This is a genomic window from Hoskinsella mucinilytica (assembly GCF_045223415.1).
In the GTDB taxonomy this organism is placed as follows: Bacteria; Bacillota_I; Bacilli_A; order Erysipelotrichales; family Erysipelotrichaceae; genus Hoskinsella; species Hoskinsella mucinilytica.
Genome location: NZ_JBEQZJ010000153.1, coordinates 1 through 207, shown reverse-complemented (window position 1 = coordinate 207; position 207 = coordinate 1). Strand labels below are relative to the sequence as shown.

The window sequence follows — 207 nt, the reverse complement described above, 5'->3', positions numbered from 1 at the left end:
GCTATGATGACTGTTAAATGAGTCATCTATAATATACCAGGAAAGTTCTTCTAACAGTAAACCTAAAGAAAAAAACTGAAAAGTTATCTGAGATGAACATTTTAGCTTAGAAGGCATTATAAAAAAAGATGATAAAAAAGGTAAATCTTCAGGATCAAATCCTGATTCACATTGTTCAACTTTCTTTTCTTTATTATGCCAAATCAC

1 protein-coding gene is annotated in these 207 nt (G+C 29.0%); it reads right to left on the bottom strand.

Annotated features, from left to right (window positions below; translation table 11 throughout):
- Positions 1 to 207 (bottom strand): hypothetical protein (locus tag UGRO018_RS17930; RefSeq protein WP_416327872.1); only part of this gene is annotated, 207 nt, incomplete at both ends.